The following is a 25566-nucleotide window of genomic DNA, read 5'->3' as shown; positions in this document are numbered from 1 at the left end:
GGGCAATGATGTTTATCTTGCTGATAATACCGGTTATGCCAAAGGCCGAGCTCGGCCGTTGACGCATGCGCCCATTATAGTTGCCGGCGCGCGGAAACCGGCACATATAATATGTAACCGGGCGATCGCCCGGTTTCCCCATGACCTACCCTCACATCCGCAGGATCGGCGTGGTGTCGGCGTAAGCGCTGGGCACGATTCGGATACTCACGTGATCATGCAATTGCCGCTGGCAATAGCGATAGGCGGAATACGTCAGCGGCCAATACGGCTCATCCTGACGGCCTTCAATTTTCATGGCGGTTTGGTGCCGGAAATTCACATCGAAATTAACCATAATCTTATAATAATTGCTCCACTCCAGCCCCAGCTTGATGATACGTCTTAATAGCATCGTTTTTATCGCCCCCGCCAGATGAGGCCTGTTTTTATCGCCGCGCCTGCGCAAGGCTTTAAAACCCGCCACATCGCCCCGCCGTATAAATTTTCTCGCCAGCGCTCTGGTATCCCGCCATAACCCGTCATCAAAGCGCGGCCTGGAAGGGCTGTTTTTAAGCAATATGTTTTTTGCGCACTCGCAATTCCTCCCTAAGATCCGGCATTTTTCTATTTTCTCAAGCAACCGAGATTTTACGGATATAAAATCATAATTATCCCGTAAAAAGTCACGCCATGACATCAGCAACATTTTGGCGGTCGCGCCGTCGATACCCGTTAATACGGTAAAACGCCTCACCCTGCGGCGGCTAATGGCAACCCCCAGGCGTAGTTGCCTGATTTTACGATAATCCAGTTGCTCGGTAGTGATACCCAGCGCCTGGTTAAGCTGATCAAGGGTAAATTGAGTCACGCCGTCCCCGCTGTCAAGATTACGGACATTAGCAAAACCATAGACTAAAGCCACCCGTCTATTCATCGGGCGTTGATTTGTGATCACAGGGACGAATACGCTATTATCATTGGCGGCGAAAACGATATTATTTAATTTTTTATTGCAAGCGCCCTTATGATTTGCATTCATTCCAGTGATGTCATCAGTCGGAATTTTATTTAATAAGCACGCGATACTTGACGGTATAAAATTCACCATAAAACTCCTTCGTATTTAATAATATTTATCTATAACGATAACATAAATATCCATTACCCGGATTTACTAGCGCGGACGTGCCGGCGAGAAGAGTTACGATTGTATATTACTTATATTATCGGCGGGATATATTCATATACTGCAATAAAATTATTAAACAGAAGTCGTATTGTCGCGCTCTCTGGCGCACTGCGCGGCGTAGGACGTGAGGATGGCCTGGATCAGGGGGCCGAAGCGTTCCTGCAGATCGTCAAGCCGGGACGTATTGCGCACTTCCACCCCTTTGCGTTCACTGCGGATCAGGCCGGCTTCCCGTAATATCTTGAAGTGCTGGGACAAGGTGGATTTCGGCACGGCGCGATCGCTGAACGCAAGAAACGCCGAACAGGGCCGGGCGCACCCGGCCCGGGCGATCTCGGCGAAGATATGAACGCGCAGGGGATCGGACAGGGCATGCAAAATCCCCTCTACGGTAATGTCTTCAGGCGCGGGGTGCATTATCGGTCTCATAAAAAATTTATAGCAGATTGTTGACAAGGTGTCCAATAGTTCATACTTTACGAACTAAGATAGTTCATAAATTCCGAACTAACGTACTTCATCCTATCCACCCTCCGGAGTCTGCTTATGAGTCAGTTGCAAGGTAAAGTCGCCGTCGTCACCGGCGCATCCAAGGGCATTGGCGCCGCTATCGCCAAAAGCTTTGCCGCCGCCGGCGCGTCGGTTGTGGTTAATTATGCCGCCAGCCGCGAGGATGCGGATAAAGTGGTCGCCGGGATCGTCGCCGACGGCGGCAAGGCGATTGCCGTACAGGGCGACGTGGGCAACGCGGCGGATGTCGAGCGCGTGTTCAGCGCCGCCAGGGACGCCTACGGCGCGCTGGACGTGCTGGTAAACAACGCCGGGGTCTTCGCCTTCGGACCGCTTGAAGAGGTGACCGAGGCGGAGTTCCACCGCCAGTTTAATATCAATGTGCTCGGCACTATCCTGTCGACGCGGGAAGCGCTAAAGTATTTTAATCCCCAGGGCGGCAGTGTTATCAACATTACCTCGGCGATCAGCACCCACCCCACCCCCGGCTCGGCTATTTATGCCGCGACCAAAGGGGCGATTGATACCCTGACGGTCGGCCTGTCGCGGGAACTGGGCGCACGCGGCATCCGGGTCAATGCCATCGCGCCGGGCGGCGTGGCAACCGAAGGCGCCGCCCGGTTAGGCATAGTGGGCAGCGACTTTGAAAAAGAATTGATTGCGCAGACGCCGCTGGGCCGGTTCGGCCTGCCGGGGGATATTGCCGCCGTCGCGCTGTTCCTGGTGTCTGACGCCGCCGCCTGGCTGACCGGCGAACGCATCAGCGCCTCCGGCGGCTGGCGCTGACGGCCGGCGAGCACCTTACCGATAAGCCCGGCCCGGACGCCTGTCCGGCCGGGATACCCCTTTATCCGGCGGCGGCGGCGACGCCCCTGCCCCTCACACCCCGGGAGCGACTATGCCGGCCTATTTTGTTGCGGTACGTGAAGCGGTAAATGATCCAGAGCAAATGAAAATCTACGGCGAGAAGGCGGGGAAAAGCACCGCTATCCATCAGCCCGTTCCCCTGGCGCTGTACGGGCGTTTGCGCCATACCGACGGCGGCGCGGTGGAAGGCGCGGTGATCCTGGAATTTCCCACCTTCGAGGCGGCCGAAGCCTGGTATGATAGTCCCGAGTATCAGGAGGCGGTGGCGCACCGGTTTCGCGGCGCGACCTACCGGACGTTTATCATCCAGGGCGTGGAAGGCGAATAACGCGGCCGCGCCCGCGGAGAGAAACCATGAAAGTGATGATCTGGGGCGCCACCGGCATGGTGGGCCAGGGCGTACTGCGGGAATGCCTGCTGGCTGAAGACGTGACGGCGGTCGTCGCCGTGGGGCGCTCGGCGCCGCGCGTGGAACATCCCAAACTGCAAACCCTGATCCACACCGAGCTGCTGCAGTATGACGCGATTGCGCACCGGCTCGGCGGTATCGACGCCGCATTTTTTTGCCTGGGGGTCAGCTCGGTGGGCATGGACGAACAACGCTACGCGACCATTACCCATGATATGACCCTTGCCGCCGCGCAGGCGCTGGCGCGGATAAGCCCGGCGGCGACCTTTGTCTATCTCTCGGGCGCGGGGGCCGACAGTGCGGAAAAAAGCCGCACCATGTGGCAGCGGGTACGCGGCGGCACCGAAAACGCCCTGCAACGCCTGCCGCTGAAAGCGGTGTATATTGTTCGCCCCGGCATCATCCTGCCTAAACACGGCGCGCGGTCGAAAACGCCGCTGTACCGCGTGCTTTACCTGCTGCTGACGCCGGTGATGTCTTTGTTTAGGCCTTTGTTTCCCCGCCGTATCCTGACCACGCAAACCCTGGGCCTGGCCATGCTTAACCTTGCCCGGCGCGGTTTCTCCCGTCCGGTGCTGGAATCCGGGGATATATACGCTGTTTCCCGGTCGGTAAAAACAAAATAACATCCGGTCATAAAACGGTGTAATGGCTATAGCCGGTAATGTATGATGAATGCATTATGTCGCCTGGGCCATGATATGCTTGACGTCCTCATTAAAGCCTTCTCGTTCTTTTTTATTATCGTGGTCGGTTATCTGTTAAAGAAATACGGCGTGCTGCAGCGATCCGATAGCATCGCCTTATCGAAAATAATGATGAACCTCACGCTGCCCGCGGCGGTCATCACCGGCTTTGCCAGCTTTGAAGTGGACCCTTCCCTGCTGGTTCTGGTGCTGATTGGATTTCTCTGTAATATCCTGCTGCTGGCGGCGGGCTATCTTCTTGCCCGCAAACGCGACAATGACACCAAAGTATTTTATATGATCAATTCGCCCGGCTATAATATCGGGTGTTTTACCCTGCCTTATGTGCAAAGCTTCCTCGGTCCGGTGGGCATCGTCGCCACCTGCCTGTTTGACGCGGGTAATTCGGTTATCTGCACCGGCGGCAGTTATGTCGCCGCGTCCAATGTCATCGGTATTAATACCGGCCTGAAAAACACCTTCAAGCGCTTATTTTCCTCTATTCCGTTCGACGTCTATATGCTATTGCTGGTGGCGGCCCTGTGCGGCTACCATCTGCCAAGCCAGGTCACCATACTGACGTCTATCGTCGGCAACGCCAATCCTTTTATCGCCATGCTGATTATCGGCATGATGCTTGAAATCAATATTGACCGGTCGCAGCTGAAAAACGTCTCTAAGGTGCTGGCGCTGCGTTATGGCGCCGGCGCCCTCCTGGCCGCGCTGTTTTATTATGGCACCCCGCTGCCGCTTGAAATCCGCCAGGTGCTGGCGGTGGCGGTATTTGCCCCGATATCCGCGCTGTCGCCGATGTTTACCGCCCGGTGCAGTTCCCTGGGCTCGGTATCCAGTTTTACCGGTTCCCTGTCGATATTTATCAGCATTATCATCATCACCACCCTGCTGACGCTGATGCAGGGATAAACGCGGAGGAAGACATTATGCAGATAGAAGGCAGTATCGCACTGGTGACCGGCGCGAACCGCGGGCTTGGCAAGGCCTATGCCGAGGCGCTGCTCAACGCGGGCGCGGCCAAGGTTTACGCGGCGGCGCGCAATCCAGCCGCCATTACCGATCCGCGTCTCACACCGGTGAAGCTGGACGTGACCTCGCCGGCCGATGTTGCCGCGGCGGCGCTTGCGTGCGCGGATGTGACCCTCCTGGTCAACAACGCCGGCATCCTGCTGCAAAGCCCGATACTGGCCGCGGGTGCCGGCGACGCCATGCGCCGGGAAATGGACGTGAATGTCTTCGGGCTGCTGGCGATGATGACCGCCTTTGCGCCGGTGCTGGCGAAAAACGGCGGCGGCGCCCTGGTCAATATGCTGTCCGTGGTGAGCTGGTTCACCTCGCCGTTTAACGCCACCTACGGCGCGTCGAAACATGCGGCGCTGTCGATCACGGATGCGGCGCGCATCCAGCTGCGGGCGCAGGGAACGCGCGTTATCGGCGTCTACGCCGGGTTTATCGATACCGATATGACCGCGGGCATCGACGCCGCCAAGGTATCGCCCGCGCAGGTGGCGGAACAAACCCTGGAGGGCATCCGTCACGATCGGGAGCATGTGCTGGCCGATAAGCGCGCCCGGGACGTGTGGGATAGCCTCAGGCGTGATCCCGCGGCGATGGAGGCACAAATGCAGCAGCTGTGGGATCAGCGTTCATCATAATGGGCGCGCGGTATGCGCCGCCGCGCCGGCGGAGGGGATCTCGTGATATAAGGAGCGCGCCGCGTTGCCGGCAGCCGGCCGGCCGTTTAATACATGGCGCGGCGCCCCGTGCTGCATGACCCGGGTAAGGCTGGCGTCATCAAGGCCGTCGCCTTCCACCAGCAGGTACTGCAAGCTGCGAAAAGCATCCGGATACCTGCGCGCCACCTGGTTAAACAGGGCGGCGGGAATAAACAGGATACTGATGGCGAACTGCGCCAGCGCCGCCGTTAAGCGGGAAGCATCGCGCACGATATCCTGCGGCAGCACCACCGCCGCCGCGCCGTTAAGCAACGCCCCCCAGACCTCGAGCTGATAGGCACAACCGGTGGCAGCGGCGATGCAGCCTACCCGATCGTCGGGATTAACCCGCACGTGCCGGCGATTGATGACCTGGCCGACAAGGCCGTGCGCGTCCAGCTCACGGCTGGCGGGCCGCCCGGTTTGCGCCGTCACCAGCAGGTGGGTGCGCTGCGGCAGGGACGTGGGCTGCGGCATAAAATCGCTATCGTTACCGTCGCCCACCGCGATATCCTCAAGAATGATCAAACGGGTGTCCAGCGCCCGCTCCCGGCAAGGCGCATCGGTCAGGGTAAAAAGCACCCGCCACTGGCGCAGCATGGCGGCCAGCCGTTCGTCCGGCAGCGACACGTCCAGCGGCACCACGCTGCCGCCGGCCAGGATAACGGCCGCCTGGGCGGTGATATGCTCGATACCCGGCGCCAATAATACCCCCACCGGCGTTTCATGTCCTACCCCCAGCCGGCGCAGATGCGCGGCCAGGGAGCGCGCATCGCGGGCCAGTTCGCCATAGCTCAGGATGCGATCCAGCGTAATAATCGCCGGTTTGCTTTTGTTCAGCACGGTCTGGCGCAAAAAGCGCTCGCTTAACACACCGTCCGGCGCCGGGGCGCCGGCAAGGCGCTGCGGGTAAAAACGAACGGCGGAATGAACCGGTAACTGAACCATGGGGGCACCTGAGCGCGGGGAGTCGTGTTAACATTATGGGCCAAATACTGTTGCAGTTTTATTAATTAAAGTAAAAATTATAGTTCTGTGAGTATTATCTCACTTAACGGCAGGAAAAATAGTTACTTATTGATTATATACGATTTTCTTATTTCTTAATCGACAATAATGCTCAGAACAATTCATCATTTATTAATGCACTTTCAGCAATATATTACCCCTGTCATTTGCTGTAACCTTTAATAAAAGCGCATGCCCCAGGGCTGACCGCCGGATTTGCCCATACCTTCAACCCAGCCGGATAATTCTCCGGCCATTGACCTATTCTGGAGTCGCGGTAACATGACACTCACCTATAAAACCATCGCCCTTGCCGGCATGATGGCCATCCCCCTATTGTTAAGCGCATGCGATAATGCGGATAAAAACCCCGGCCATATCAAGGTAGGCATCAGCGCGGGCATCGACCAGCCGCTGTGGGACGCGGTAAAAAAAGTGGCGAAGGATAAGTACAACCTGGACGTGGAGGTGGTGACATTCACCGATTATGTGCTGCCGAACGAAGCGTTGAACACCAAGGATATCGACGCCAATGCCTTCCAGCACGGCCCTTACCTGGATCAGCAAATCAAGGAGCGCGGCTATAAGCTGGCGGCGGTCGGCAAAACGTTTGTCTACCCCATCGCCGGCTATTCGCGCAAAATCCATGCCATCGGCCAATTGCCGGACGGCGCGCAAATCGCCATCCCCAACGATCCGACCAATTTGGGACGATCGCTGCTGCTGCTGCAGACAAACGGGCTGATCACACTCAGGGAAGGCACCGGACTGCTGCCGACCTCGCTTGATATTACCGCCAACCCGAAGCACCTGAAAATTGTCGAAATCGAGGCGGCGCAGCTGCCGCGCACGCTTGACGACGGCAAGGTCGACGCGGCCATCATCAATACCAACTATTCCACGCAAATCGGCCTGTCCCCCCATAAGGACGGCCTGTTCATTGAAGATAAGGATTCTCCCTACGTCAACCTGATCGTGGCCCGGGAAGACAATAAGGATAGCGATAAGATAAAAAACCTGGTGAAAGCGTATCAAACCGATGAAGTGGCCGCGGCGGCGGATAAAATCTATCACGGCGACGCGGTAAAGGGCTGGTAACGCCACAGGGCCGGTTTACCGGCCCTGTACACGTGTTATTAATTATTAACCGGGATTACCGCGCCTTTATATTTTTCGCGGATCCAATCCTGGATGGCCTTGGAATGCAATACCTTGACCAGGGCTTTTATATCCGGCTTATTTTCGTCGCCGCGATGGACGGTGATAATATTGGCATAGGGGTTATTTTCGCCGCTTTCCACCGCGATGGGATCTTTAACCGGGTTAAGCCCGGCGTCGATGGCGTAGTTGGCGTTGATGACCACCGCGTCGCCCTCGTTATTGTTATACATCTGCGGCAGCAGGGATCCTTCGATATTCGGCAGAAACTGGAGATGTTTCGGATTGTCGGTGATATCGGTAATGCGCGCGTCCACCTTGCTGACGCCGGGTTTCAGTTTAATCACGCCCTCGCGTTCAAAAATCGACAGGATGCGGCCTTCTTCCGCCACCGAATCGCGCATGATCACCTTGCCGTTTTGCGGCAGCGCCTTCAGGCTTTTATATTTCTTCGAGTAAATGCCGATGGGCTCGATATGGATGGCCCCCGCGCTGACGAAATCATAGGTCTTGTCGCCGGCGTGATCCTTGAGCACGCTGTTCAGGTACGGCACATGCTGGAAGTAGTTGGCGTCGATATCGCCGCTCGCCAGCGCGGTGTTGGGCAGGATGTAGTCCTGGAAGGGTTTGATTTCAAGGTCGATGCCCTGTTTGGCCAGGATGGGTTTGGCCTGCTCAAGGATCTCGGCGTGCGGCACGTTGGAAGCGCCGACGGTGAGGGTATCCGCCCGGGCCTGAGCCGACAGGCTAAGGACGGTCAGGGTGGCGGCGGCTATAAGTGTCAGGCTTTTTTTCATAATGTGGTATCCCGGTCTGTTTAACGTTTATCAAGCAGTGAGGTAATGACGTCGCCAAGCAGCTGGATAACAAACACGATGATAAGAATCATCACGGTCGCCACCAGCGTGACATCGTTATGGTTGCGTTGGAATCCTTCCAGATAGGCCAGGTTGCCCAGCCCGCCGGCGCCGATCACCCCGGCCATGGCGCTGTAGCTGACCAGCGCTATCAGGGTGACGGTGATGCCCGACACCAGGGCGGGCGAGGACTCCGGCAATAACACGCGAAAGATCAGGGTGGCGGGGCGCGCGCCCATGGCGCGGGACGCCTCGATCACGCCTTTATCCACTTCGCGCAGTCCGATCTCCACCAGGCGGGCGTAAAACGGCGCGGCGCCGACGATCAGGGCCGGCAGCGCCGCGTTGGCGCCCAGGATGGTGCCGATCAGGATTTTGGTAAACGGGATCAGCAGCACGATTAATATAATGAAGGGAATGGAACGGAACACATTCACCAGCACCGAGATCGCGCCATACACAATGCGATGGGCAAACAGGCCGCCGCGGGCGGTGAGGAACAGCGCCAGCCCAAGGGCGATGCCCAGGGCAAAGGTCGCCAGGCCGGCCAATGCGGTCATATAGAGCGTATCCGCGGTTGCCGCCCAAAGCTGGTCAATGCGCAGATGGGGAAACAGGGACTCAAGCATGTTTTACCACCTCGGTGGCGATGCCGTGGCGGGCCAAATCGGCCAGGATAGCGGCCAGCAGCGCCTCATCGGCCGCCACATGCAGCCACAGCTCGCCGAACACGCCGCTGGCGGTATGCGTCATCTTGCCGTGCAGGATATTCAACGGCAGCTGATAACGCAGCGTCAGCTCCGCCACCACCGGCTGATGGGTGCTCAGACCGACAAAGGTCAGCTTCAGGATGGCGCCGGGCAGGTTTTGCACCAGCAGCGGGTTAAAGGCCTGTTCAATCTCCTGATACTGGCTGACCTGCCTGACAAATTGCCGGGTGATCTCCTGCCGGGGATGGGTAAACACTTCCAGCACCTCCCCTTCCTCCACCACGCGCCCCGCCTCCATCACCGCCACCCGCCCGCAGATTTTGCGCACGACATGCATCTCGTGGGTAATCAATACGATGGTGAGATTAAGCTTGCGGTTAATGTCGAGCAGCAAATCCAAAATGCTGTCGGTGGTCTGCGGATCCAGCGCCGAAGTGGCCTCGTCGCACAGCAGCACCTCGGGGTTGTTGGCCAGCGCCCGGGCGATGCCCACCCGTTGTTTTTGCCCGCCGCTGAGCTGCGAGGGATAGGCGTTTTCCCGGCCCTCTAGCCCCACCAGCGCCACCAGTTCCGCCACCCGCGCGGTGATGGCGGCTTTGGACGCGCCGGCTATCTGCATGGAAAAGGCGATATTGTCCCTGACCGTGCGCGACCACAGCAGGTTAAAATGCTGGAAAATCATGCTGATTTTCAGCCGCGCCTGGCGCAGCTGTTCACCGCCGGCGCGGGCGATATCCTGGCCGGCCACCCATACCTCGCCGTCGCTGGGTTTTTCCAGCCCGTTCAGCAGGCGCACCAGCGTGCTTTTGCCCGCGCCGCTGTAGCCGACAATACCGTAAATCTGGCCGCGCCCTACGCGCAGACTGACATTATCCACCGCCACGATCGGCGTTTTATCACCGTCGAATATCTTGCTCACGTTCGTCAGCACGATCATAACCCGTCGATCCTTATTACCCCTGCCGGGACTGCGTTAAGCTGATGATTAATTTCACTGATTATTTTTTAATCATTATTTGAGATGCTAATAATGTTCGGGATAGTAGGGGAAGCTTCGTCGCGGCAGAAGAAACAATAAAATATGAGATATATTTTATTCTTCTATCTATTTGGCGAACGCCGGTTTATAACGCGTTTATTAAAGGCCAGGGATCGCTTAGCTGTATTTATTATAAAGTTAGCCAGGATTGTTATTTGGTTATGCTTTTTCCGGCAATGGATATTTGAATATATCTGTTCTGCTGGCGCGGTATTTACCCGATATTGGCTCCCATGTTTCGCCTGAGGGTTCGTCATGCAGAAAAAAAACCGTTCCAACAACAAGCATCCTGGTTTTAATGGCTTCAAACATTTCCGCGTCACGGGCCTGACGCTGGCGCTGCTCAGCCTCGCCGCCGCGGCGGCCGCAGAGACAACCAGCGCCGCCACCCCGGTACAGGGCGGCACGCTGATTTATCTGGAGCAGCAGGCGCACACCAATCTTTACCCGCCGGCCGGCGGTTTTTATCCCAACGGCGGCATTTTGAACCAGATTACCGATAAGCTGACCTATCAAAATCCGCAAACGCTGGCCATTGAGCCCTGGATCGCCGAATCCTGGACCACCAACGACGATAAAACGCAGTACACCTTTAAAATCCGCCCCGGCGTCACCTTCTCGGACGGCACGCCTCTTGACGCCAACGCGGTGGCGAAAAACTTCGATACCTTTGGCCTGGGCAATAAAGAACATCACTTGCCGGTGTCGGAAGTTATCAACAACTACGATCACAGCGAAGTGATTGACCCGCTGACGGTGAAATTCATCTTTAAAAAATCATCGCCCGGTTTCCTGCAGGGCACCGCCACCATCGGATCGGGGCTGGTATCGCTCGGCACGCTGGCGCAAAACTTCGATGCCCTGGGCGACGCCCGCCATATCATCGGCTCCGGGCCGTTTGTGGTCAGCGGGGAAACCCTGGGCCGCGAGGTGGATCTGGCTGCGCGGCCGGATTACCGCTGGGGACCGAAAAATCTGGCGCAGCAGGGGCGGGCCAATCTTGACGGCATCAAATACCTGATAACGCCGGAAGACAGCGTGCGTATCGGCGCGCTGTTGGCCGGCCAGGCGGATTTTATCCGCCAGGTCCAGGCCTACGACGAGAAACAGGTCGCCGAACAGCAGTTTAACCTGTACGCCGCGCCGACGCGCGGCGTCAACGACGGCATTTCCTTCCGGCCGGATAACCCTCTGGTGGCCGATGTGCGGGTCCGCCAGGCTCTCCTGCGCGCCACCAACAGCAAACAGATCGTCGAAACCCTGTTTTCGCCGCACTATCCCCAGGCGACGTCGGTGATTGCCGCCACGGCGGCCGGCTACGTTAACCTGGCGGACCAACTGGCTTTTGACCCTCAGCAGGCGAAAAAACTGCTTGATGAGGCCGGCTGGGCGCCGGGCGCGGACGGCGTGCGCCAGAAAGACGGCCGGCCGCTGGCGCTGACCATCTATGAATCGCCGCCGCAGCCGCAAAATAAAGAAGTCCTGCAACTGGTGGCGCAGCAGTGGAAACAGGTGGGAGCGCGGTTGAATATCCTGGCCGGCGATGCCGGCAGCAAGGCGGCGGACAGTCTGGACCCGCTGAAAACCCCGGTCAACGTGGTGGAAGTCGGCCGCGCCGATCCGGATGTGATTAAAAGCGAGTTTTACCCCACCAATCGTGACGCGCTGCTGCAAAAAGGCGGTCTGAGCAGCAAGGTGAACACCTTTAGCGACGATAAGCTTAACGCGCTGCTGGTGGCCATCTCAGCGGAAGTCGACGGGCAAAAACGGCTGCGTCTGGCGGGCGATGCCCAACGTTATCTGCTCGAACAGGCCTATGTTATCCCGATTTTTGAAGAGCCGCAGGTCTTTGCCGGCGCGCCCTATCTGAAAGGCGTCAGCTTCGAGGCGGTGGGACGGCCGTCGTTTTACGGCGCCTGGCTGGAAAAACACTAAACCGCGCCGGCGGCCCTAACGCCCAGGAGGCCAGAATGAACCGTTATTTTTCCGCACGTATCGGACAGGCGCTGCTGGTGCTTTGGGCGGCCTTCACCGTTTCTTTTATCTTATTGCAGGTGCTGCCGGGGGATGCCGTCCTGATAAAATTCCAGGATCCGGATATGGGCCTGAGCGCGGCGCAAATCGCGGATATGCGCGCCGCGTACGGCGCCGATGTGTCCTTATGGCAACAGTATCTGCACGCGGCGGGCAATGTGCTGCGCGGCGATCTGGGGTACTCGGTGCAGGCCGGCGTGCCGGTAACGCAACTGCTGGCCGCCAATCTGCCCCCCACGCTGCGCCTGGCGACCGCCGGTTTCCTGGTGGCGGCGACCCTGGCGCTCGGCATAGCGTTTCTGTCGAGCCTGACGACGTTCCCCTGGCTGCGATCGCTGTTGCACGCCCTGCCCTCGCTGTTTATCTCCGTGCCCACTTTTTGGCTGGGCATCGCCCTGATCCAGCTGTTTTCCTTCCGGCTCAGGCTTATCCCGGTCGTCAATCCCGGCGAGTGGCAGGGGCTGATCCTGCCGGTTATCACCCTGGCTCTGCCGATTGCCGCCCCGCTGGCGCAGATCCTTTCCCGCAACATCGACGAGGTGCAAACACTGCCCTTCGTGGCGGTGGCGCGGGCCAAGGGCGGCAGCCGCGGCGGCGTGCTGTGGCGCCATGTGGCGCGCAACGCCGCCCTGCCGGCCCTGACCATGGCCGGCCTATTGCTGGGCGAACTGATTGCCGGCGCCCTGATAACCGAAACGGTGTTCGGCCGCGGCGGCCTGGGCCAGCTTACCCTGCAGGCGGTCAATAACCAGGATGTGGCGGTGTTGCAGGCGCTGGTGCTGATTTCCAGCGCGGCCTTTGTCGCCATTAACCTGGCGGTGGATTTAGTCTATCCGCTGCTCGATCCCCGCGTGAACACCAAGACGGAGGCCGCGCCATGAGCAGCTTGCCCTTAAATACCCCCGCGCCGGCCCCCGCCGCGCCGCCGCCATCGGCCGGCGCCGGCGCCACGGCGCGCCGTGGCCGGCGGCCTTTGCCCGTAGTGCGCCCCGGCCTGCTGTTGTCCTGGCTGGTGATTGCCGTCGTGCTCTGCTGGGCGATAGCGCCGGGGCTGTTTACCTCCTATAGCGGTACCGAAGGCATAACCGGCGCCCAGCGGCTGGCGCCGGGCGCCGATCATTGGCTCGGCACCGACCAGTTGGGACGCGATCTCTATGCCCGCATCGTCTACGGCGCGGCGTTTTCGCTGTCGGGAGCCCTGGTGGCGGTGAGCGTGGGACTGGTGCTGGGCACGCTGCTTGGCGTCGTGGCCGGCGCCACCGGCGGCATCGCCGAAAGTCTGATCATGCGTTTTATCGATGTCCTGCTGTCGATACCGGGGCTGCTGTTATCGTTGAGTATTATTATTCTGCTGGGTTTCGGCACCGTGCATGCCGCGATCGCCGTGGGCGTCACCTCGGTGGCGAACTTTACCCGGCTCGCCCGCTCGGAGGTGGTGCGGGTGCGCCACAGCGATTACGTCGAGGCGGCCTACGGCAGCGGCGGCACCTTTTGCGCCGTCCTGTGGCGGCATATCCTGCCCAATTCCCTGACCTCGGTTATCGCGTTTTCCGCCCTGCAGTTCGGCAGCGCCATCCTGGCTATTTCCACGCTGAGCTTCCTGGGGTACGGGACGCCGCCGCCGACGCCGGAATGGGGCCTGCTGATTGCCGAAGGACGTAACTATATTTCCACCGCCTGGTGGCTGACCACTTTCCCCGGCGTGGTGGTGGTGCTGGTGGTGCTGTCCGCCAACCGTATCAGTCAGTCTTTTGCCAGGAGCCGCTGATGAGCCTGCTGCACGCTTTACCCGGATTGGGCGGCAAGCCCGCCGCCGCGCGCGATAGCGCAGAGCCGGCGCTGGAGCTGGATGAGGTCTGCATCGCCTACGAGGCGGGGGGGCAACGTCGGCGCGTGGTGCATGACGTTTCGTTTCGCATCCGCGCCGGCGAAGTGGTGGCCCTGGTAGGCGAGTCCGGCTCGGGCAAAACCACCATCGCCCAGGCGATTATCGGCCTGCTGGCGGACAACGGCCGGCTGGAACAAGGCGGCATCCGCCTTAACGGCGTTGACATCGCCCGCTGGCCGCAGCGTCGCCTCGACGCCCTGCGCGGGGCGCGCATCAGCCTGATCCCGCAGGACCCGACCAGTTCCCTTAATCCGGTCAAGACCATCGGCAGCCAGGTGGCGGAAATCCTCGCCATCCACGGCCGTATGCCACGCAAGGCGCGCGATGCCCGGGTCATCGCGCTGTTAACCCGCGTCGGGCTGGCGCATCCCGAGCTGCGCGTTCATCAGTATCCTCACGAACTGTCCGGCGGCATGAAACAACGGGTGTTGATCGCCATCGCCATAGCGCTGCGCCCGGCGCTGATTATCGCCGACGAACCCACCAGCGCCCTGGACGTCACGGTGCAAAAACGTATCCTGGACCTGATCGATGAGCTCAGGCGCGAATTCGGCACCGCGGTGCTGCTGGTGACCCACGATCTGGCGGTGGCGGCCGAGCGCGCCGATCGCCTGCTGGTGTTCCGCCATGGGCGGATACAAGAGCAGGGGCCGGCCGCGGAGGTGCTGCGCGCGCCCAAAAACGACTATACCCGCCAGCTGTTTAACGATGCCCCGGCGCTGTCGGCGCGCGCCCGTCCCCCCCTGCCCCGGCAGGACGCCGCGCCGATGGCGATCGTGGTCGAGAATATCGGCAAAACCTTTGCGCTGGGCGGCAAGAACGCGGCGCCCCTGCGCGCGGTGGACCAGGTGTCGTTTACCGTGGCGCAGGGCACCACCCACGCGCTGGTGGGTGAATCGGGTTCGGGCAAGACCACGCTGGCGCGTATCCTGCTGGGTTTCCAGCGGCCGGACGCCGGGCGGGCGTTTGTCGACGGCACCGAGATTACCGGACTGCGGGGAGAGCCCCTGCGCCGGTTACGCCAGAAAATCCAGCTGGTCTACCAGAACCCCTTCGGTTCCCTTGATCCGTCGCAGCGTCTGTTTAACGTTATAGAAGAACCGCTGCGCAATTTCGACCCGCTGAGCACAAGCGAACGCCGCCGGCGGGTGGAGGAGATGGCCGAACGCGTCGCCCTGCCGCCGGCGCTGCTGGATCGTAAAGCGCGCGAACTGTCCGGCGGCCAGCGCCAGCGCGTGGCCATTGCCCGCGCGCTGATCCTGCGGCCGCGCATCCTGGTCCTCGACGAGGCCACCTCGGCGCTGGATGTGACGGTACAGGCGCAGATCCTGGCGCTGCTGCAGGAATTACAGCAGCAGTTGGGCCTGACGTATTTATTCATCTCCCATGATCTCGCCATCGTGCGCCAGATTTCCCATAGCGTTTCCGTGCTGTACAAAGGCCGCCAGGTGGATGCCGGCGCCGTTGGGCGCATCTTCAGCCAGCCCGGCGACGCGTACACCCGGGAATTGATCAATGCCATACCCGGCCGGCGACCTGATCATGACGTCGTACGGCTGCAACCAGGGGATACCTTATGAGCAATAGCACTATCAGCGGTAAACGATTAGGTTTTTTTACCCGGCTGCTGGATGAGGTTAATCCACGGCAACGGTATCGTCTGGCGACCGAGCAGATTGCGCATGCCGAAACCCTTGGTTTCGACACCGCCTGGGTGGCCCAACATCACTTTCATGAAGCCGAGGGCGGCCTGCCCGCGCCGCTGGTATTTCTGGCGCACGTGGCGGCGTTAACGCGCCGTATCCGCCTGGGCACCGGCGTCATCACCCTGCCGATGGAGCTGGCGCTGCGGGTGGCGGAAGATACCGCGGTGCTGGATCTCCTGGCGGACGGACGCCTGGAGATCGGCCTGGGCTCCGGCGGCACGCCGTCTTCTTTTCCGCCGTTCGGCCTGCAAAGCAGCGAGCGCGGCGCCGCTTTCGGCGCCAACCTGGCCATCCTGCTGGCGGCCTGGCGCGGGGAGGAGATCGGTGCCGGCGGCAACCGGCTGTATCCGGCCGCCCCGCACCTGGCGGGAAGGGTATGGCAGGCGACGTTTTCAGTTGACGGCGGCGCCCGCGCCGGCGCCGCCGGCGACGGCCTGATGCTCTCGCGCACCCAGCCCCGTCCCGAACATACGCCCGACATGCCGCTGGATGCCATCCAGAATCCCATTATCGACGCTTATCTGGACGCCTTGCCCGACGGCGTCGCGCCGCGCATCCTTGGTTCCCGCACCGCGTTTGCCGCCGACGACGGCGACCTGGCGCGCCGGTTGGCGGAAAAAGGGCTGCGCCGCCAGGCGGAAAACGCCCGCGCCGCCGGACAGTCCCCGCGGGGCGATCGCCTGGATGATCTTATCGCCGCCTTTGACGTCCATCTCGGCACCCCCGATCGGGTATTGGCGACGCTGCGGCAGGATACCGCCCTGGCGCGGGTGACCGATTTGGCTTTCCAGGTCCACTCCATCGACCCGCCCCATGCTGACATTTTGCGCTCGCTGGAGCTTATCGCCCAGGAGGTGGCGCCCGGACTGGGCTGGACACCCTCGGCGCAACGCAGCGCCGAGGCGCCGGATTACCGCACCCCCACATGTTCTTCACAGGAGAGGCTATGACCGATACCCTGGCAAACGAGGATATACTCGACCACCTGGCGGAGATTGCGCCGGATTCCCCCCTGGCGGCGGCGCGTATTACCCGCGACGCGGCGACCCGTCATATTCAGGGCAGTTACCAGGCGCTGTTCACCGCCGGCGACGGCATTGATTTTTCCCTGCCGGAGCGGCTGGAGGTCGCGCGGCAGGTCGCGTTATGGCATGGCGACAGCCGCCTGGCCGACTTTTATGCGCTCCGGCAGGCCGCGCCGGCCGCCGGCAGCGCCAGGCTTGAGGCGGCGCTGGTCCATGCCCAGTTGCTCAGCCATCGTCCCGCCGCCGCCGCCGCGGAACATCTGGCGGATTTGCGGCGGGCGGGGTGGTCCCTTGACGCCATCGTGACCTTGTCGCAGCTGGTCGCGTTTGTCAGTTTCCAAAGCCGTCTGCTGCGCGGCTACCGGCTGATAAACCAGCGGCCGGTGGATACGCCGTCGGATCAGGCGGCGCCGGCGGGACGCTGGCGTACCGGGGGCACCACCCGCGGCGGGCGTACCGCTCCCCTGGCGTTTACCCAGCGGGAGCTGGGCTGGGAGCCCTGGCTCGCCGCCAAAAAATTAACCGAATTCACCCCCCAGCAGCAAAGTGTGCTGGTGAACAACGGCCATGCCGACTCCGACTATTTCCGGCTGCTGGGGCGCAACCTGCCGGTGCTTGAACAGCGAACGCTGACCGACAAAGGCATTTTTTATACTTCCGGCGGCCTGGCGCGTAAAGAGCGGGAGCTGGCCGCGGCGGTGGCCAGCAAAGTCAACGGCTGCATCTATTGCGCCTCGGTACACGCCCGCAAGGCCGGGCAGCTGTCCAAGCAGCCGGACGACATACAGCGGCTGCTGGACACCCCGCCGGGTTCGGTGCTCAGCAGCGGCCAGTCGCCGCGCTGGCAGGCAATAATTGATTTCGCCGCCGCCCTGTCCGCCACCCCGGCCGTGGCGGGGGAGCAACAGCTGGCGCGGCTGCGCGAATTGGGATTAAGCGATTTGGCGCTGCTGGATCTGGTGCAGGCCACCGCGTTTTTCGCCTGGGCCAACCGGCTGATGCTGACGCTGGGGGAACCCTTCGACGAATAACCGCGGTAAGCACAACCGCCCGCGCACTGGGGCGCGGGCGGTCCTGAGCGCCGCCGGCTAGAGCTGCAGCGCTTGGCGCACCGCGGCGAGCCCCGGCTGACCCTGGCGTGTGGTAACGCCGTCCAGCCAGCGTTCCAGCAGTTCGGGATGCTGCTTAAGCTCCGCCGCGGCCGCCTCATTGGCGGTCTGCTTATCATCCAGCACCCGTTTGATTATCCGGTTTTCCAAATCGACGTTAAACGTCAATTGAGTAAACAGCCGGCCGGTATTGGGGCATTGGGCGGCAAAATCCTTACGCGTGACGGTATTCACGGTGGCGCTGCCGTAATTCGGCCCGAAATAACGATCGCCGCCGCTCAGATAGGTCAGCTTATAGTGGGTATTCATGGCATGCGGCTCCCAGCCGAGGAACACTATCCACTGCTGCTTGCCCACCGCGCGCCCGACCTGGGCCAGCATGCCGCTTTCGCTTGATTCCACCAGCGTCCAGCCGGTCAGGTTGAAATCATGCTTATCCAGCATGTTCTTAATGTTCTGGTTGGCGGGCGCGCCGGGGGCAATACCATAAATTTTATGATCGAACCGGTCGGCATATTTTTCCAGGTCGGCAAAATCCTTTACCCCGGCCTGCGCCACATAGTCCGGCACCGCCAGGGTAAATTTAGCGCTGGCCAGGTTGGCGCCCACCACCTTGACCGCGCCGTCGCGGGTGTATTTTTCAATCACCGGCTGCTGCGCCGGCATCCAGTTGCCGAGGAACACGTCCAGTTGCCCGGTCTTCAAGCCCTGGTAAGCCAGGGCCACCGAGAGATTCTGCACCTGCTGGCGATAGCCCAGGCCCTGCAGCAGGACCCCGGCGACCGCGTTGGTGGCGGCGATATCGGACCAGCCGGGATCGGACATATTCACCGTTTGACAATCGGCCTCCCCGGCGGCGCGGGTTGGGATCGGCAGGCCCATCGCAAGCGATAGCCCCAAGGCAACAACAGCGGCGTGCACGCGCATAATCTTCCTCACAGGTAACAGTATCAGAGCGTTGAAGGCGGGCGCGGATAGCGCGCCAGCGCCTCCTGCTCGTCCAGGGATTGGTGGTTACGGATAAACCGGTGGCTGGCGTCCTGCCAGGGCTGATAATCCCAGTCGGGCGCGCCGTCCCGCCCCAGCGCCCCGGTCAGGAACAGCCTGGCGCGCTGGCTGCTTAAGATCCGCTGGTTCAGATCGGGAAGGTTCCAGCGCGCCTGTGCTTCCTGCTGAAACTGCCGCAGCTGCGGCGCAAACGCCGGCGATAACGCCAGATTGGCCAGTTCCAGGGGATCCTGGCGCAAATTGTAGAGCTGATCGGGTTCCCCCAGGGAGGCGATGAATTTCCACGGTCCGCGCCGGATCATCACCATCGGCGCCAGCGCGCCCTCCGCCAGATATTCGCCGTAAACCCCGTCCGGTCCCGCTTCGCCGCGCAGATGCGGCGCCAGGCTGCGGCCGTCCAGAGGCGCGGCCTGCTCCTCTTCCGTCAGCGGCCGGCCATGGGCCAGCTCGCGCAATGTCGGAAGCAGGTCGGCCAGCGACACATTCTGCTCAACGCGCCGGGGCGCAAAGCGGCCGGGGGCGTGGATGATCATCGGCACGCGCGACGCGCCTTCAAAAAAACTCATTTTGTACCACAGGCCGCGCTCGCCGAGCATTTCGCCATGATCGGAGATAAGGATGATAATGGTGTCGTCGGCCAGGCCGGTGGCATCCAGGGTGTCGCGCACCTCGCCGAAGCGATCGTCGACATAGGCCAGGGCGCCGTAATAGGCATGGCGCGCCCGGCGGATGTGGTCATCATCCAGCAGCCCGTCGGTCAGCTGATACATGGCGCGCAGCCGCTGCGAATGCGCGTCCGGCGGCGCGTCCCCCGCCGCCACCCTGGGCAGGTCGATATCCTGGGGGCGATAGCGATCCAGGTAACGGCGCGGGATGGCGAAGGGATCGTGGGGATGCGTGAGCGACATCATCAGCAGGAAGGGCCGCCCGTCGTCCCGCCTGGCCAAATCAAACAGCTTTTGCCGGGTGTGGAACAGGGCCTCGTCGTCAAAATCCAGCTGGTTGGTGCGGATACATTCTCCCGCGTCCAGTACCGAACTCATATTGTGATACCAGTCCAGCCGGCGTTCAGGATGACGCCAGTCCGGCGTCCAGCCGAAATCCGCCGGGTAGATATCGGTGGTCAGCCGTTCGTCAAACCCGTGCAACTGATCCGGCCCGCAAAAATGCATTTTGCCGGCCAGGTAGGTGCGATAGCCTTCCTGCCGCAGATAATGGCAGAATGTCGGACTCTCGGCGCGAAATTCCGCCGCATTATCGTATACGCCGTTACGGGAAATTAACTGGCCGGTCATCAGCGACGCGCGCGATGGCGCGCATAATGGACTATTGCAATACGCGGAGGTAAATACCACGCCTTCGCGCGCCAGTCTGTCTATATTTGGCGTTTTGCTGACATTATTTCCATAAGCGGAAAGCGCGCCGGCGGCAAGCTGATCGGCCATAAGAATAACAATATTCGGTTTTTTGCTAAGCATAGTTAAATTTCGCTTTAAATAAATTTACAGCTCAATGTTATTTTTATCGCACAAATATATTTTGCTGTGAACCGGTTAATTTCTTATCGGTCTATAAGGGGACGTTATGGCAAACAATTTCCGGCTGCCGCCGTTACAGGCGCTGACTGTTTTTGAAGCGGCGGCGCGTCATCTTAATTTTACCGCCGCCTCGAAGGAATTAGGTTCGTCACAGCCGGCGGTGAGCCAGCGCATCAATTTATTGGAAAATCAATTAGGCGCCACGCTGTTCGAACGGCGCCACCGCGGCGTGGCCCTGACCGACACCGGGGAGCAGCTTTACCAGATCGTACGCGCCAGCCTGCAGGAGATCAGTCAGCAAATAGAAAAAATACAGCTGAAAAAACAACGGGATGTGCTGCGCATCGATACGGATATGGGTTTTGCCAGCTACTGGCTGCTGCCGCGCCTGGACCAGTTGCAACAGCTGATCCCCAATGTCGATGTGCAGATATCCACCTCGCCCAACGAGTTCTCCCTGCGCGACAGCAGCGCCCATCTGGGCATCTCGTTTGGCGACGGCCAGATCCCCGGCTGCCACAGCGATATGCTGTTTCCCGAACTGGTGGTGCCGGTATGCAGCCCACTGTTTTTCCAGCAGTTCGGCAGGCCGACTGCGGCCCGGGACCTGCTGGCGCTGGCGCTGCTCAACCTGCCCGATACCCTGCCCCGGCGCTGGCTGAGCTGGCAGGATTGGTTTCGCGGCCAGGGCGTGGAGCCGGACGACGGCGTGACCTCCCTGACCTTCAACGCCTATTCGCTGGTCATCCAGGCGGCGCTGAAAAGCCAGGGCGTGGCGCTGGGCTGGAAGCCGCTGGTGGATCAATTCCTGGATAGCGGCGAACTGATCGTCTGCGGGCCGCAATTAAAAACCGGGCGCGGTTATTATTTAATTCAGCCGGAGCGGGGAAATAATCGCCTGCTTTACCAGAAAGTTAAAAAATGGTTAATCCGTGAATCGTTCAGTTTTAAACAGCATGCGAAAAATAACGCCCATTACGGTCAATTGGTTTAAATCATTTAGTTATAACTCAGACGATAATATTTTATTGCGCCGTTCTTTTTTCTTATAGCCTGTGCTTATGGTTGGGACATGGCAAAAAAATAAAATCCGATGAATGAAACGCTGATAAAAATTGACGGGCTGTATAAAATATTCGGCGACGGCGAACGGCATGCCCTGTCGCGTTTGCAACAGGGCATGGACCCTGCCGACATATTTACCCAATTTGGCTGCTCGGTGGCGTTAAACAATATTTCGCTGGATATTTATCGCGGCGAGATCTTTGTCATCGTCGGCTTATCCGGCTCCGGCAAATCCACCCTTCTGCGTACCCTCAATCGCCTGATAACACCCAGCGCCGGCGAGGTGTTTTTCAGCGGACAACCGCTATCGGGGCTATCGGCAACCGCGCTTATCCAGCTGCGCCGGCATGAAATGGGCATGGTGTTCCAGTCTTTCGCCCTGCTGCCGAGACGCAGCGTATTGGATAACGCCGCCTTCGGGCTGGAGCTGGCCGGTGTCGGCACGGCGCAGCGCCATAAGCAGGCGCTGGCGGTATTGGCGCAGGTGGGGCTGGCGCAGGTGGCGGGACAACTGCCGCATCAGCTGTCCGGCGGCATGCAGCAGCGGGTCGGCCTGGCGCGCGCGCTGGTGGTCAATCCCACGCTGCTGTTGATGGACGAGGCGTTTTCCGCGCTCGATCCCATCAACCGCCGCGAAATGCAGGAACTGCTGCTGCGCCTGCAGGCCGGCCAGCGGCGAACGGTCATTTTTGTCACTCACGATATCGAGGAGGCGCTGCGTATCGGCAGCCGCATTGCCATTATGCAGCAGGGCCGGGTCATCCAGATCGGCACCGCCGAGCAAATCGTCAATGCGCCGGCAAACGCCTACGTGCGCCGTTTTTTCTCCGGCGTCGATACATCGCGTTTCGTCCTGGCCGAAGATTATGCCGGCGCGTTCAGCGGCCAGTCACCCGCGCACCGGGAGTCCCGCCCATGACCGGAACGGTTGATTTCAGCGCGCAGATCGACGCGGGCGTGCGTTACCTGCTGGAACACTGCGGCGGATTTTTTGACGCGGTGGCCAAGGTGATCGACACGGTTGCCGGCGCCCTTGAGCTGGGCCTGGGCTGGCTTTCGCCCTGGGGGTTGGCCGTGATTGCGGTGGGATTGAGCCTGTGGCGCGTCGGCAAGGGGTTCGCCGTGTTCAGCGCCCTGGCGATGCTGTATATCATTTATAGCGGCTACAGCGAACATGCCGTGGTCACGCTTGCGCTCACCCTGGCGTCAACGTTATTCAGCCTGCTCGCCGGCATTCCCCTGGGGATTATGATAGCCCGGCGGCACCGGGCGGGCCAGCTTGTCAGGCCGATGCTGGACTTTATGCAAACCATGCCCGCCTTCGTCTACCTGATCCCCGCCACGATCCTGTTTGGCCTCGGCCGTCCGCCGGGCATTTTCGCCACCGTACTGTTCGCCATGCCGCCGGTGGTCCGCTTAACCGATTTGGGCATCCGTCAGGTGGACAAAAGCCTGGTGGAAGCCGGCCTGGCGTTTGGCTGCACCCGCCGGCAGCTATTATGGAAGGTACAGTTGCCCAATGCGCTGCCGGCCATTATGGCCGGGGTAAACCAAACCATCATGATGGCGATGTCGATGGTGATTATCGCCTCCATGGTCGGCGCCGGCGGTCTTGGCAACGATATATTGACCAGCATCCAGCAGCTGGACATCGGCCAGGGGCTGCAAAGCGGCATGGCGGTGGTGCTGATGGCCATGCTGTTGGACCGGCTCTCGGCGAGCCTGGTGCGGGAGCCTGGAGTTAAATAATAAGCATATTATTAATCATGGTTACTATTAGCTAAATAACGATATGCTTTTTTTACTTAATCAACGTTGGGCAAATTGACAATGTTTTATGGTGGTTATGCCCAGGCTGTGCGGCGAGTAAAGGGTTATTATGCTGTGATAGGTAATATCTATATCAAAAAAAACACTTTGTTTATTTTGTCATGATAATGCAAAGTAAGCGGCGTACGGGCACAGGCAAAAACGGATTGTCCGGTTAATTTAAGATAAGTTAACTTTAAGGCGGCTGTATTCGGATAAGTTTTGCTACTGCCGTATTGTCGCGACAATTGTTATACAAATGATAAATATTATCTTGACAAGTGTTATTTACAGCGAGGCAATAACGGCACGGACAATGACTCCTTGCCGCGCGCGGTGCTGGCCCGGGTAAAATGTATTATACCAATTTCGATCTGGCTGGCTGCCACGCGGGGCATCAGAGACGAGCAGTACTGATGCTGGCCAGGCTCTTTTTGACCGCGGATTTGACTTAAGCAGCGCTCATCACCGGCCGGAAGGTAGCTTGATACGGCCATTGGTTTAAACCCTTAAATAAAAAAAGGGTTTTGTGATGGCTCTCAACTTTTAAATCTGTATGACAAGTTAAGGTAGCGTACCGCGCGGCATAGCGCTCTATGATAGGTAGATTCCTACTTTAATGAAAAGTTCACAATCTTCGTGACGATTTTGCTGCTACTATCCTGCAAAATCGGTCCACAGGGTGATATTTAAATTAGCATTGCGCGTTCTCTTAGCTTTTATTTTTAAATTATAAATGCTGGTTAGCTCAGGACATCAGCCATCAAAAGGTTGAGTCCTTTTTATAAACTCGAGAGTATTTGGTAAGGAAAAACAGGAATGAAGAAGATAGCATTGGCCGTTTTAGCGACATTGATTGCCCCAGCTCTGCACGCCGCGGAAATTTATAACAAAGACGGCAACAAGCTGGATCTGTACGGCAGCGTGCGCGCCCGCCACTATTTTAGTGACAATAAGACCATTGACGGCGACCAAAGTTACATGCGTTTTGGCTTCAAAGGCCAGACCCAGATTAACGACACCCTGACCGGTTACGGCCAATGGGAATACAATGTTCAGGCCAACCATACTGAAGGCGGCACCGACGCGCTGACCGGCACCAAAACCCGTTTGGGCTTTGCCGGCTTGAAACTGAAAGACTACGGCTCAATCGACTACGGCCGCAACTGGGGCATCGCTTATGATGTCGCGGCGATAACCGATACCGCGCCAATCTTCGATGACCTGACCTACAGCGCCGCCGACGTGTTTATGGGCGGCCGTACCACCGGCGTGGCCACTTATCGCAACAACAACTTCTTCGGCCTGGTCGACGGTCTGAAATTTGGCTTGCAATACCAGGGCGCCAACGACGAAAATTCCGGTAACGCCCGTGCCGCCAACAAATCCAACGGCGACGGTTACGGCGCATCGGCGTCTTATACCTTTGATTTCGGCCTGTCGGTACTCGGCACTTATGCCTCGTCCAACCGCACCCAGCCGCAAAACAGCCTGGCTCTCGGTAACGGCGACAAAGCCGACGTCTGGGCGGGCGGCTTGAAATATGACAATTCCGGCGTCTATGCCGCCGCGTTGTACGGCGAAACGCATAACTACACCCCGATCACCGGCGGCTACGCCAATAAAACCAAGAACTTCGAAGCCATCGCTTCTTATCTGTTCGATTTTGGCCTGAAACCGATGTTCGGTTACTTCCAGTCCAAGGCCAGCGATGTTGAAGGCATCGGCGATGTCGATCTGGTGAAATACTATGACGCGTCCCTGACCTATTTCTTCAACAAGAATATCAATGCGTATGTTGATTATAAAATCAACCGTCTCAGCGAAGACAATAAGCTGGGCATCGCCGACGATGACCAGGTCGGCCTGGGCTTGACCTATCAGTTCTAAGGTTTATCAAACGCAAAAAAAAGCGGCCCTGCGGCCGCTTTTTTTATGCTGTTTTTTTACGTTGAGCTTATTTATACAGCTCGGCGCTGCCGCGCAGGGTGTCATTACCGCCGGCGCCGATAATACGATACGAGGTGGCGTTGGCGGCATCGGCCTTGGCGGCCAGCTGGGATTCCAGATCGGACAGGTTACTGGTGGTGGATGACGATACCACGCCGATGGAATGTTCGCCGGCGGGACGGCTGGTGACTTCCTGGGCGGCGAAGGCGCCGGCGGAAACGGTGCTGAATACGATGGCTGCGATGGCAAGTGTCAGGTTTTTCATAATGTCTGTTCTCATGGTATGAAG

Annotated in this window: 25 protein-coding genes; 16 read left to right on the top strand and 9 right to left on the bottom strand. The window is 59.4% G+C overall.

Annotated elements, in window-relative coordinates; translation table 11 throughout:
* Positions 1–151 precede the first annotated feature (151 nt).
* Together ACL2XG_RS22195 and ACL2XG_RS22190 are read right to left on the bottom strand one after the other, a co-directional pair.
* Positions 152–904, bottom strand: coding sequence for a hypothetical protein (locus ACL2XG_RS22195; protein ID WP_410013911.1), 753 nt, complete (start codon positions 902–904; stop codon positions 152–154).
* 339 nt (positions 905–1243) lie between these two features.
* Positions 1244–1588, bottom strand: a complete 345-nt coding sequence (locus ACL2XG_RS22190; protein WP_410013910.1) for an ArsR/SmtB family transcription factor — start codon at positions 1586–1588, stop codon at positions 1244–1246.
* Positions 1589–1717: 129 nt separating this feature from the next.
* Between ACL2XG_RS22190 and ACL2XG_RS22185 the strand changes: the two genes are divergently transcribed.
* The 5 genes from ACL2XG_RS22185 to ACL2XG_RS22165 all read left to right on the top strand — a co-directional run bounded on the left by ACL2XG_RS22185 (position 1718) and on the right by ACL2XG_RS22165 (position 5313).
* Positions 1718–2467 carry an SDR family NAD(P)-dependent oxidoreductase gene (locus ACL2XG_RS22185; protein ID WP_410013909.1) on the top strand — a complete coding sequence of 250 codons (750 nt, stop codon included), beginning with the start codon at positions 1718–1720 and terminating at the stop codon, positions 2465–2467.
* Between the two features lie 112 nt (positions 2468–2579).
* On the top strand, positions 2580–2876 hold the full coding sequence (locus ACL2XG_RS22180; RefSeq protein WP_410013908.1) for a DUF1330 domain-containing protein: 297 nt from the start codon (positions 2580–2582) through the stop codon (positions 2874–2876).
* A gap of 26 nt (positions 2877–2902) precedes the next feature.
* Positions 2903–3583: an NAD(P)H-binding protein gene (locus ACL2XG_RS22175; RefSeq protein ID WP_413721237.1), complete on the top strand. Its 681-nt coding sequence runs from the start codon at positions 2903–2905 to the stop codon at positions 3581–3583.
* Between the two features lie 42 nt (positions 3584–3625).
* Positions 3626–4567, top strand: a complete 942-nt coding sequence (locus ACL2XG_RS22170; RefSeq protein WP_413721238.1) for an AEC family transporter — start codon at positions 3626–3628, stop codon at positions 4565–4567.
* 17 nt (positions 4568–4584) lie between these two features.
* Positions 4585–5313 (top strand): SDR family oxidoreductase, encoded by a 729-nt coding sequence (locus ACL2XG_RS22165; protein ID WP_413721239.1) that lies wholly within the window; start codon positions 4585–4587, stop codon positions 5311–5313.
* Here ACL2XG_RS22165 and ACL2XG_RS22160 read toward each other — a convergent pair.
* On the bottom strand, positions 5308–6321 hold the full coding sequence (locus tag ACL2XG_RS22160; protein WP_413721240.1) for an AMP-binding protein: 1014 nt from the start codon (positions 6319–6321) through the stop codon (positions 5308–5310). The two genes, ACL2XG_RS22165 and ACL2XG_RS22160, sit on opposite strands and share 6 nt — an antisense overlap.
* 342 nt (positions 6322–6663) lie before the next feature.
* Between ACL2XG_RS22160 and metQ the strand changes: the two genes are divergently transcribed.
* Complete coding sequence (gene metQ, locus ACL2XG_RS22155; RefSeq protein WP_413721241.1) at positions 6664–7479, top strand: methionine ABC transporter substrate-binding lipoprotein MetQ; 816 nt, start codon at positions 6664–6666, stop codon at positions 7477–7479.
* Positions 7480–7517: 38 nt separating this feature from the next.
* Here the strand turns inward: metQ and ACL2XG_RS22150 are convergent, their stop codons facing one another.
* The 3 genes from ACL2XG_RS22150 to ACL2XG_RS22140 are packed head-to-tail and all read right to left on the bottom strand — an operon-like array spanning position 7518 to position 10043.
* Positions 7518–8336, bottom strand: coding sequence for a MetQ/NlpA family ABC transporter substrate-binding protein (locus ACL2XG_RS22150; RefSeq protein WP_410013902.1), 819 nt, complete (start codon positions 8334–8336; stop codon positions 7518–7520).
* 20 nt (positions 8337–8356) lie between these two features.
* Positions 8357–9025: a methionine ABC transporter permease gene (locus tag ACL2XG_RS22145; RefSeq protein ID WP_413721242.1), complete on the bottom strand. Its 669-nt coding sequence runs from the start codon at positions 9023–9025 to the stop codon at positions 8357–8359.
* Complete coding sequence (locus ACL2XG_RS22140) at positions 9018–10043, bottom strand: methionine ABC transporter ATP-binding protein (RefSeq protein ID WP_413721243.1); 1026 nt, start codon at positions 10041–10043, stop codon at positions 9018–9020. The genes ACL2XG_RS22145 and ACL2XG_RS22140 overlap by 8 nt, the downstream gene beginning before the upstream one ends.
* A gap of 357 nt (positions 10044–10400) precedes the next feature.
* On the opposite strand from ACL2XG_RS22140, the gene ACL2XG_RS22135 reads away from it, so the two are divergent.
* From ACL2XG_RS22135 to ACL2XG_RS22110, 6 genes are read left to right on the top strand one after another with little or no spacing between them, the layout of a single operon-like run.
* Entirely contained in the window at positions 10401–12080 is a 1680-nt protein-coding gene (locus tag ACL2XG_RS22135) for a TIGR04028 family ABC transporter substrate-binding protein (RefSeq protein ID WP_413721244.1), read from the top strand.
* Positions 12081–12115: 35 nt separating this feature from the next.
* The gene (locus ACL2XG_RS22130) at positions 12116–13060 is read left to right on the top strand and encodes an ABC transporter permease (protein WP_410013898.1); all 945 of its coding nucleotides are present in this window, start codon (positions 12116–12118) and stop codon (positions 13058–13060) included.
* Positions 13057–13947: an ABC transporter permease gene (locus ACL2XG_RS22125; protein WP_413721245.1), complete on the top strand. Its 891-nt coding sequence runs from the start codon at positions 13057–13059 to the stop codon at positions 13945–13947. The genes ACL2XG_RS22130 and ACL2XG_RS22125 overlap by 4 nt, the downstream gene beginning before the upstream one ends.
* Positions 13947–15647: a dipeptide ABC transporter ATP-binding protein gene (locus ACL2XG_RS22120; protein WP_410013896.1), complete on the top strand. Its 1701-nt coding sequence runs from the start codon at positions 13947–13949 to the stop codon at positions 15645–15647. The genes ACL2XG_RS22125 and ACL2XG_RS22120 overlap by 1 nt, the downstream gene beginning before the upstream one ends.
* Positions 15648–15658: 11 nt before the next feature.
* On the top strand, positions 15659–16723 hold the full coding sequence (locus tag ACL2XG_RS22115; RefSeq protein WP_410016743.1) for a putative FMN-dependent luciferase-like monooxygenase: 1065 nt from the start codon (positions 15659–15661) through the stop codon (positions 16721–16723).
* On the top strand, positions 16720–17829 hold the full coding sequence (locus ACL2XG_RS22110) for an alkylhydroperoxidase domain protein (protein WP_410013895.1): 1110 nt from the start codon (positions 16720–16722) through the stop codon (positions 17827–17829). Before ACL2XG_RS22115 ends, ACL2XG_RS22110 begins: the two co-directional genes overlap by 4 nt.
* Positions 17830–17886: 57 nt before the next feature.
* Here the strand turns inward: ACL2XG_RS22110 and choX are convergent, their stop codons facing one another.
* Complete coding sequence (gene choX / locus ACL2XG_RS22105) at positions 17887–18834, bottom strand: choline ABC transporter substrate-binding protein (RefSeq protein WP_410013894.1); 948 nt, start codon at positions 18832–18834, stop codon at positions 17887–17889.
* A 23-nt stretch (positions 18835–18857) separates the two neighbouring features.
* Complete coding sequence (betC, locus tag ACL2XG_RS22100) at positions 18858–20393, bottom strand: choline-sulfatase (protein WP_410013893.1); 1536 nt, start codon at positions 20391–20393, stop codon at positions 18858–18860.
* Positions 20394–20499: 106 nt separating this feature from the next.
* On the opposite strand from betC, the gene ACL2XG_RS22095 reads away from it, so the two are divergent.
* The 4 genes from ACL2XG_RS22095 to ACL2XG_RS22080 all read left to right on the top strand — a co-directional run bounded on the left by ACL2XG_RS22095 (position 20500) and on the right by ACL2XG_RS22080 (position 25217).
* Positions 20500–21447: a choline sulfate utilization transcriptional regulator gene (locus ACL2XG_RS22095; RefSeq protein ID WP_413721246.1), complete on the top strand. Its 948-nt coding sequence runs from the start codon at positions 20500–20502 to the stop codon at positions 21445–21447.
* A 99-nt stretch (positions 21448–21546) separates the two neighbouring features.
* Complete coding sequence (locus ACL2XG_RS22090) at positions 21547–22437, top strand: quaternary amine ABC transporter ATP-binding protein (RefSeq protein ID WP_413721247.1); 891 nt, start codon at positions 21547–21549, stop codon at positions 22435–22437.
* A complete protein-coding gene (locus tag ACL2XG_RS22085; protein WP_410013890.1) occupies positions 22434–23267 on the top strand; it encodes an ABC transporter permease in 834 nt (277 codons plus the stop codon). The genes ACL2XG_RS22090 and ACL2XG_RS22085 overlap by 4 nt, the downstream gene beginning before the upstream one ends.
* A gap of 879 nt (positions 23268–24146) precedes the next feature.
* On the top strand, positions 24147–25217 hold the full coding sequence (locus ACL2XG_RS22080; protein WP_410013889.1) for a porin: 1071 nt from the start codon (positions 24147–24149) through the stop codon (positions 25215–25217).
* A gap of 67 nt (positions 25218–25284) precedes the next feature.
* Here ACL2XG_RS22080 and bhsA read toward each other — a convergent pair whose 3' ends face one another.
* The gene (gene bhsA / locus ACL2XG_RS22075; RefSeq protein ID WP_410013888.1) at positions 25285–25542 is read right to left on the bottom strand and encodes a multiple stress resistance protein BhsA; all 258 of its coding nucleotides are present in this window, start codon (positions 25540–25542) and stop codon (positions 25285–25287) included.
* Positions 25543–25566: the final 24 nt, after the last annotated feature.

The sequence above is a fragment of the Sodalis sp. RH24 genome (assembly GCF_047324145.1).
GTDB lineage: Bacteria > Pseudomonadota > Gammaproteobacteria > Enterobacterales > Enterobacteriaceae > Acerihabitans.
Note: the sequence above shows the minus strand (reverse complement) of the source record. Positions and strands in the feature narration are given on the sequence as shown.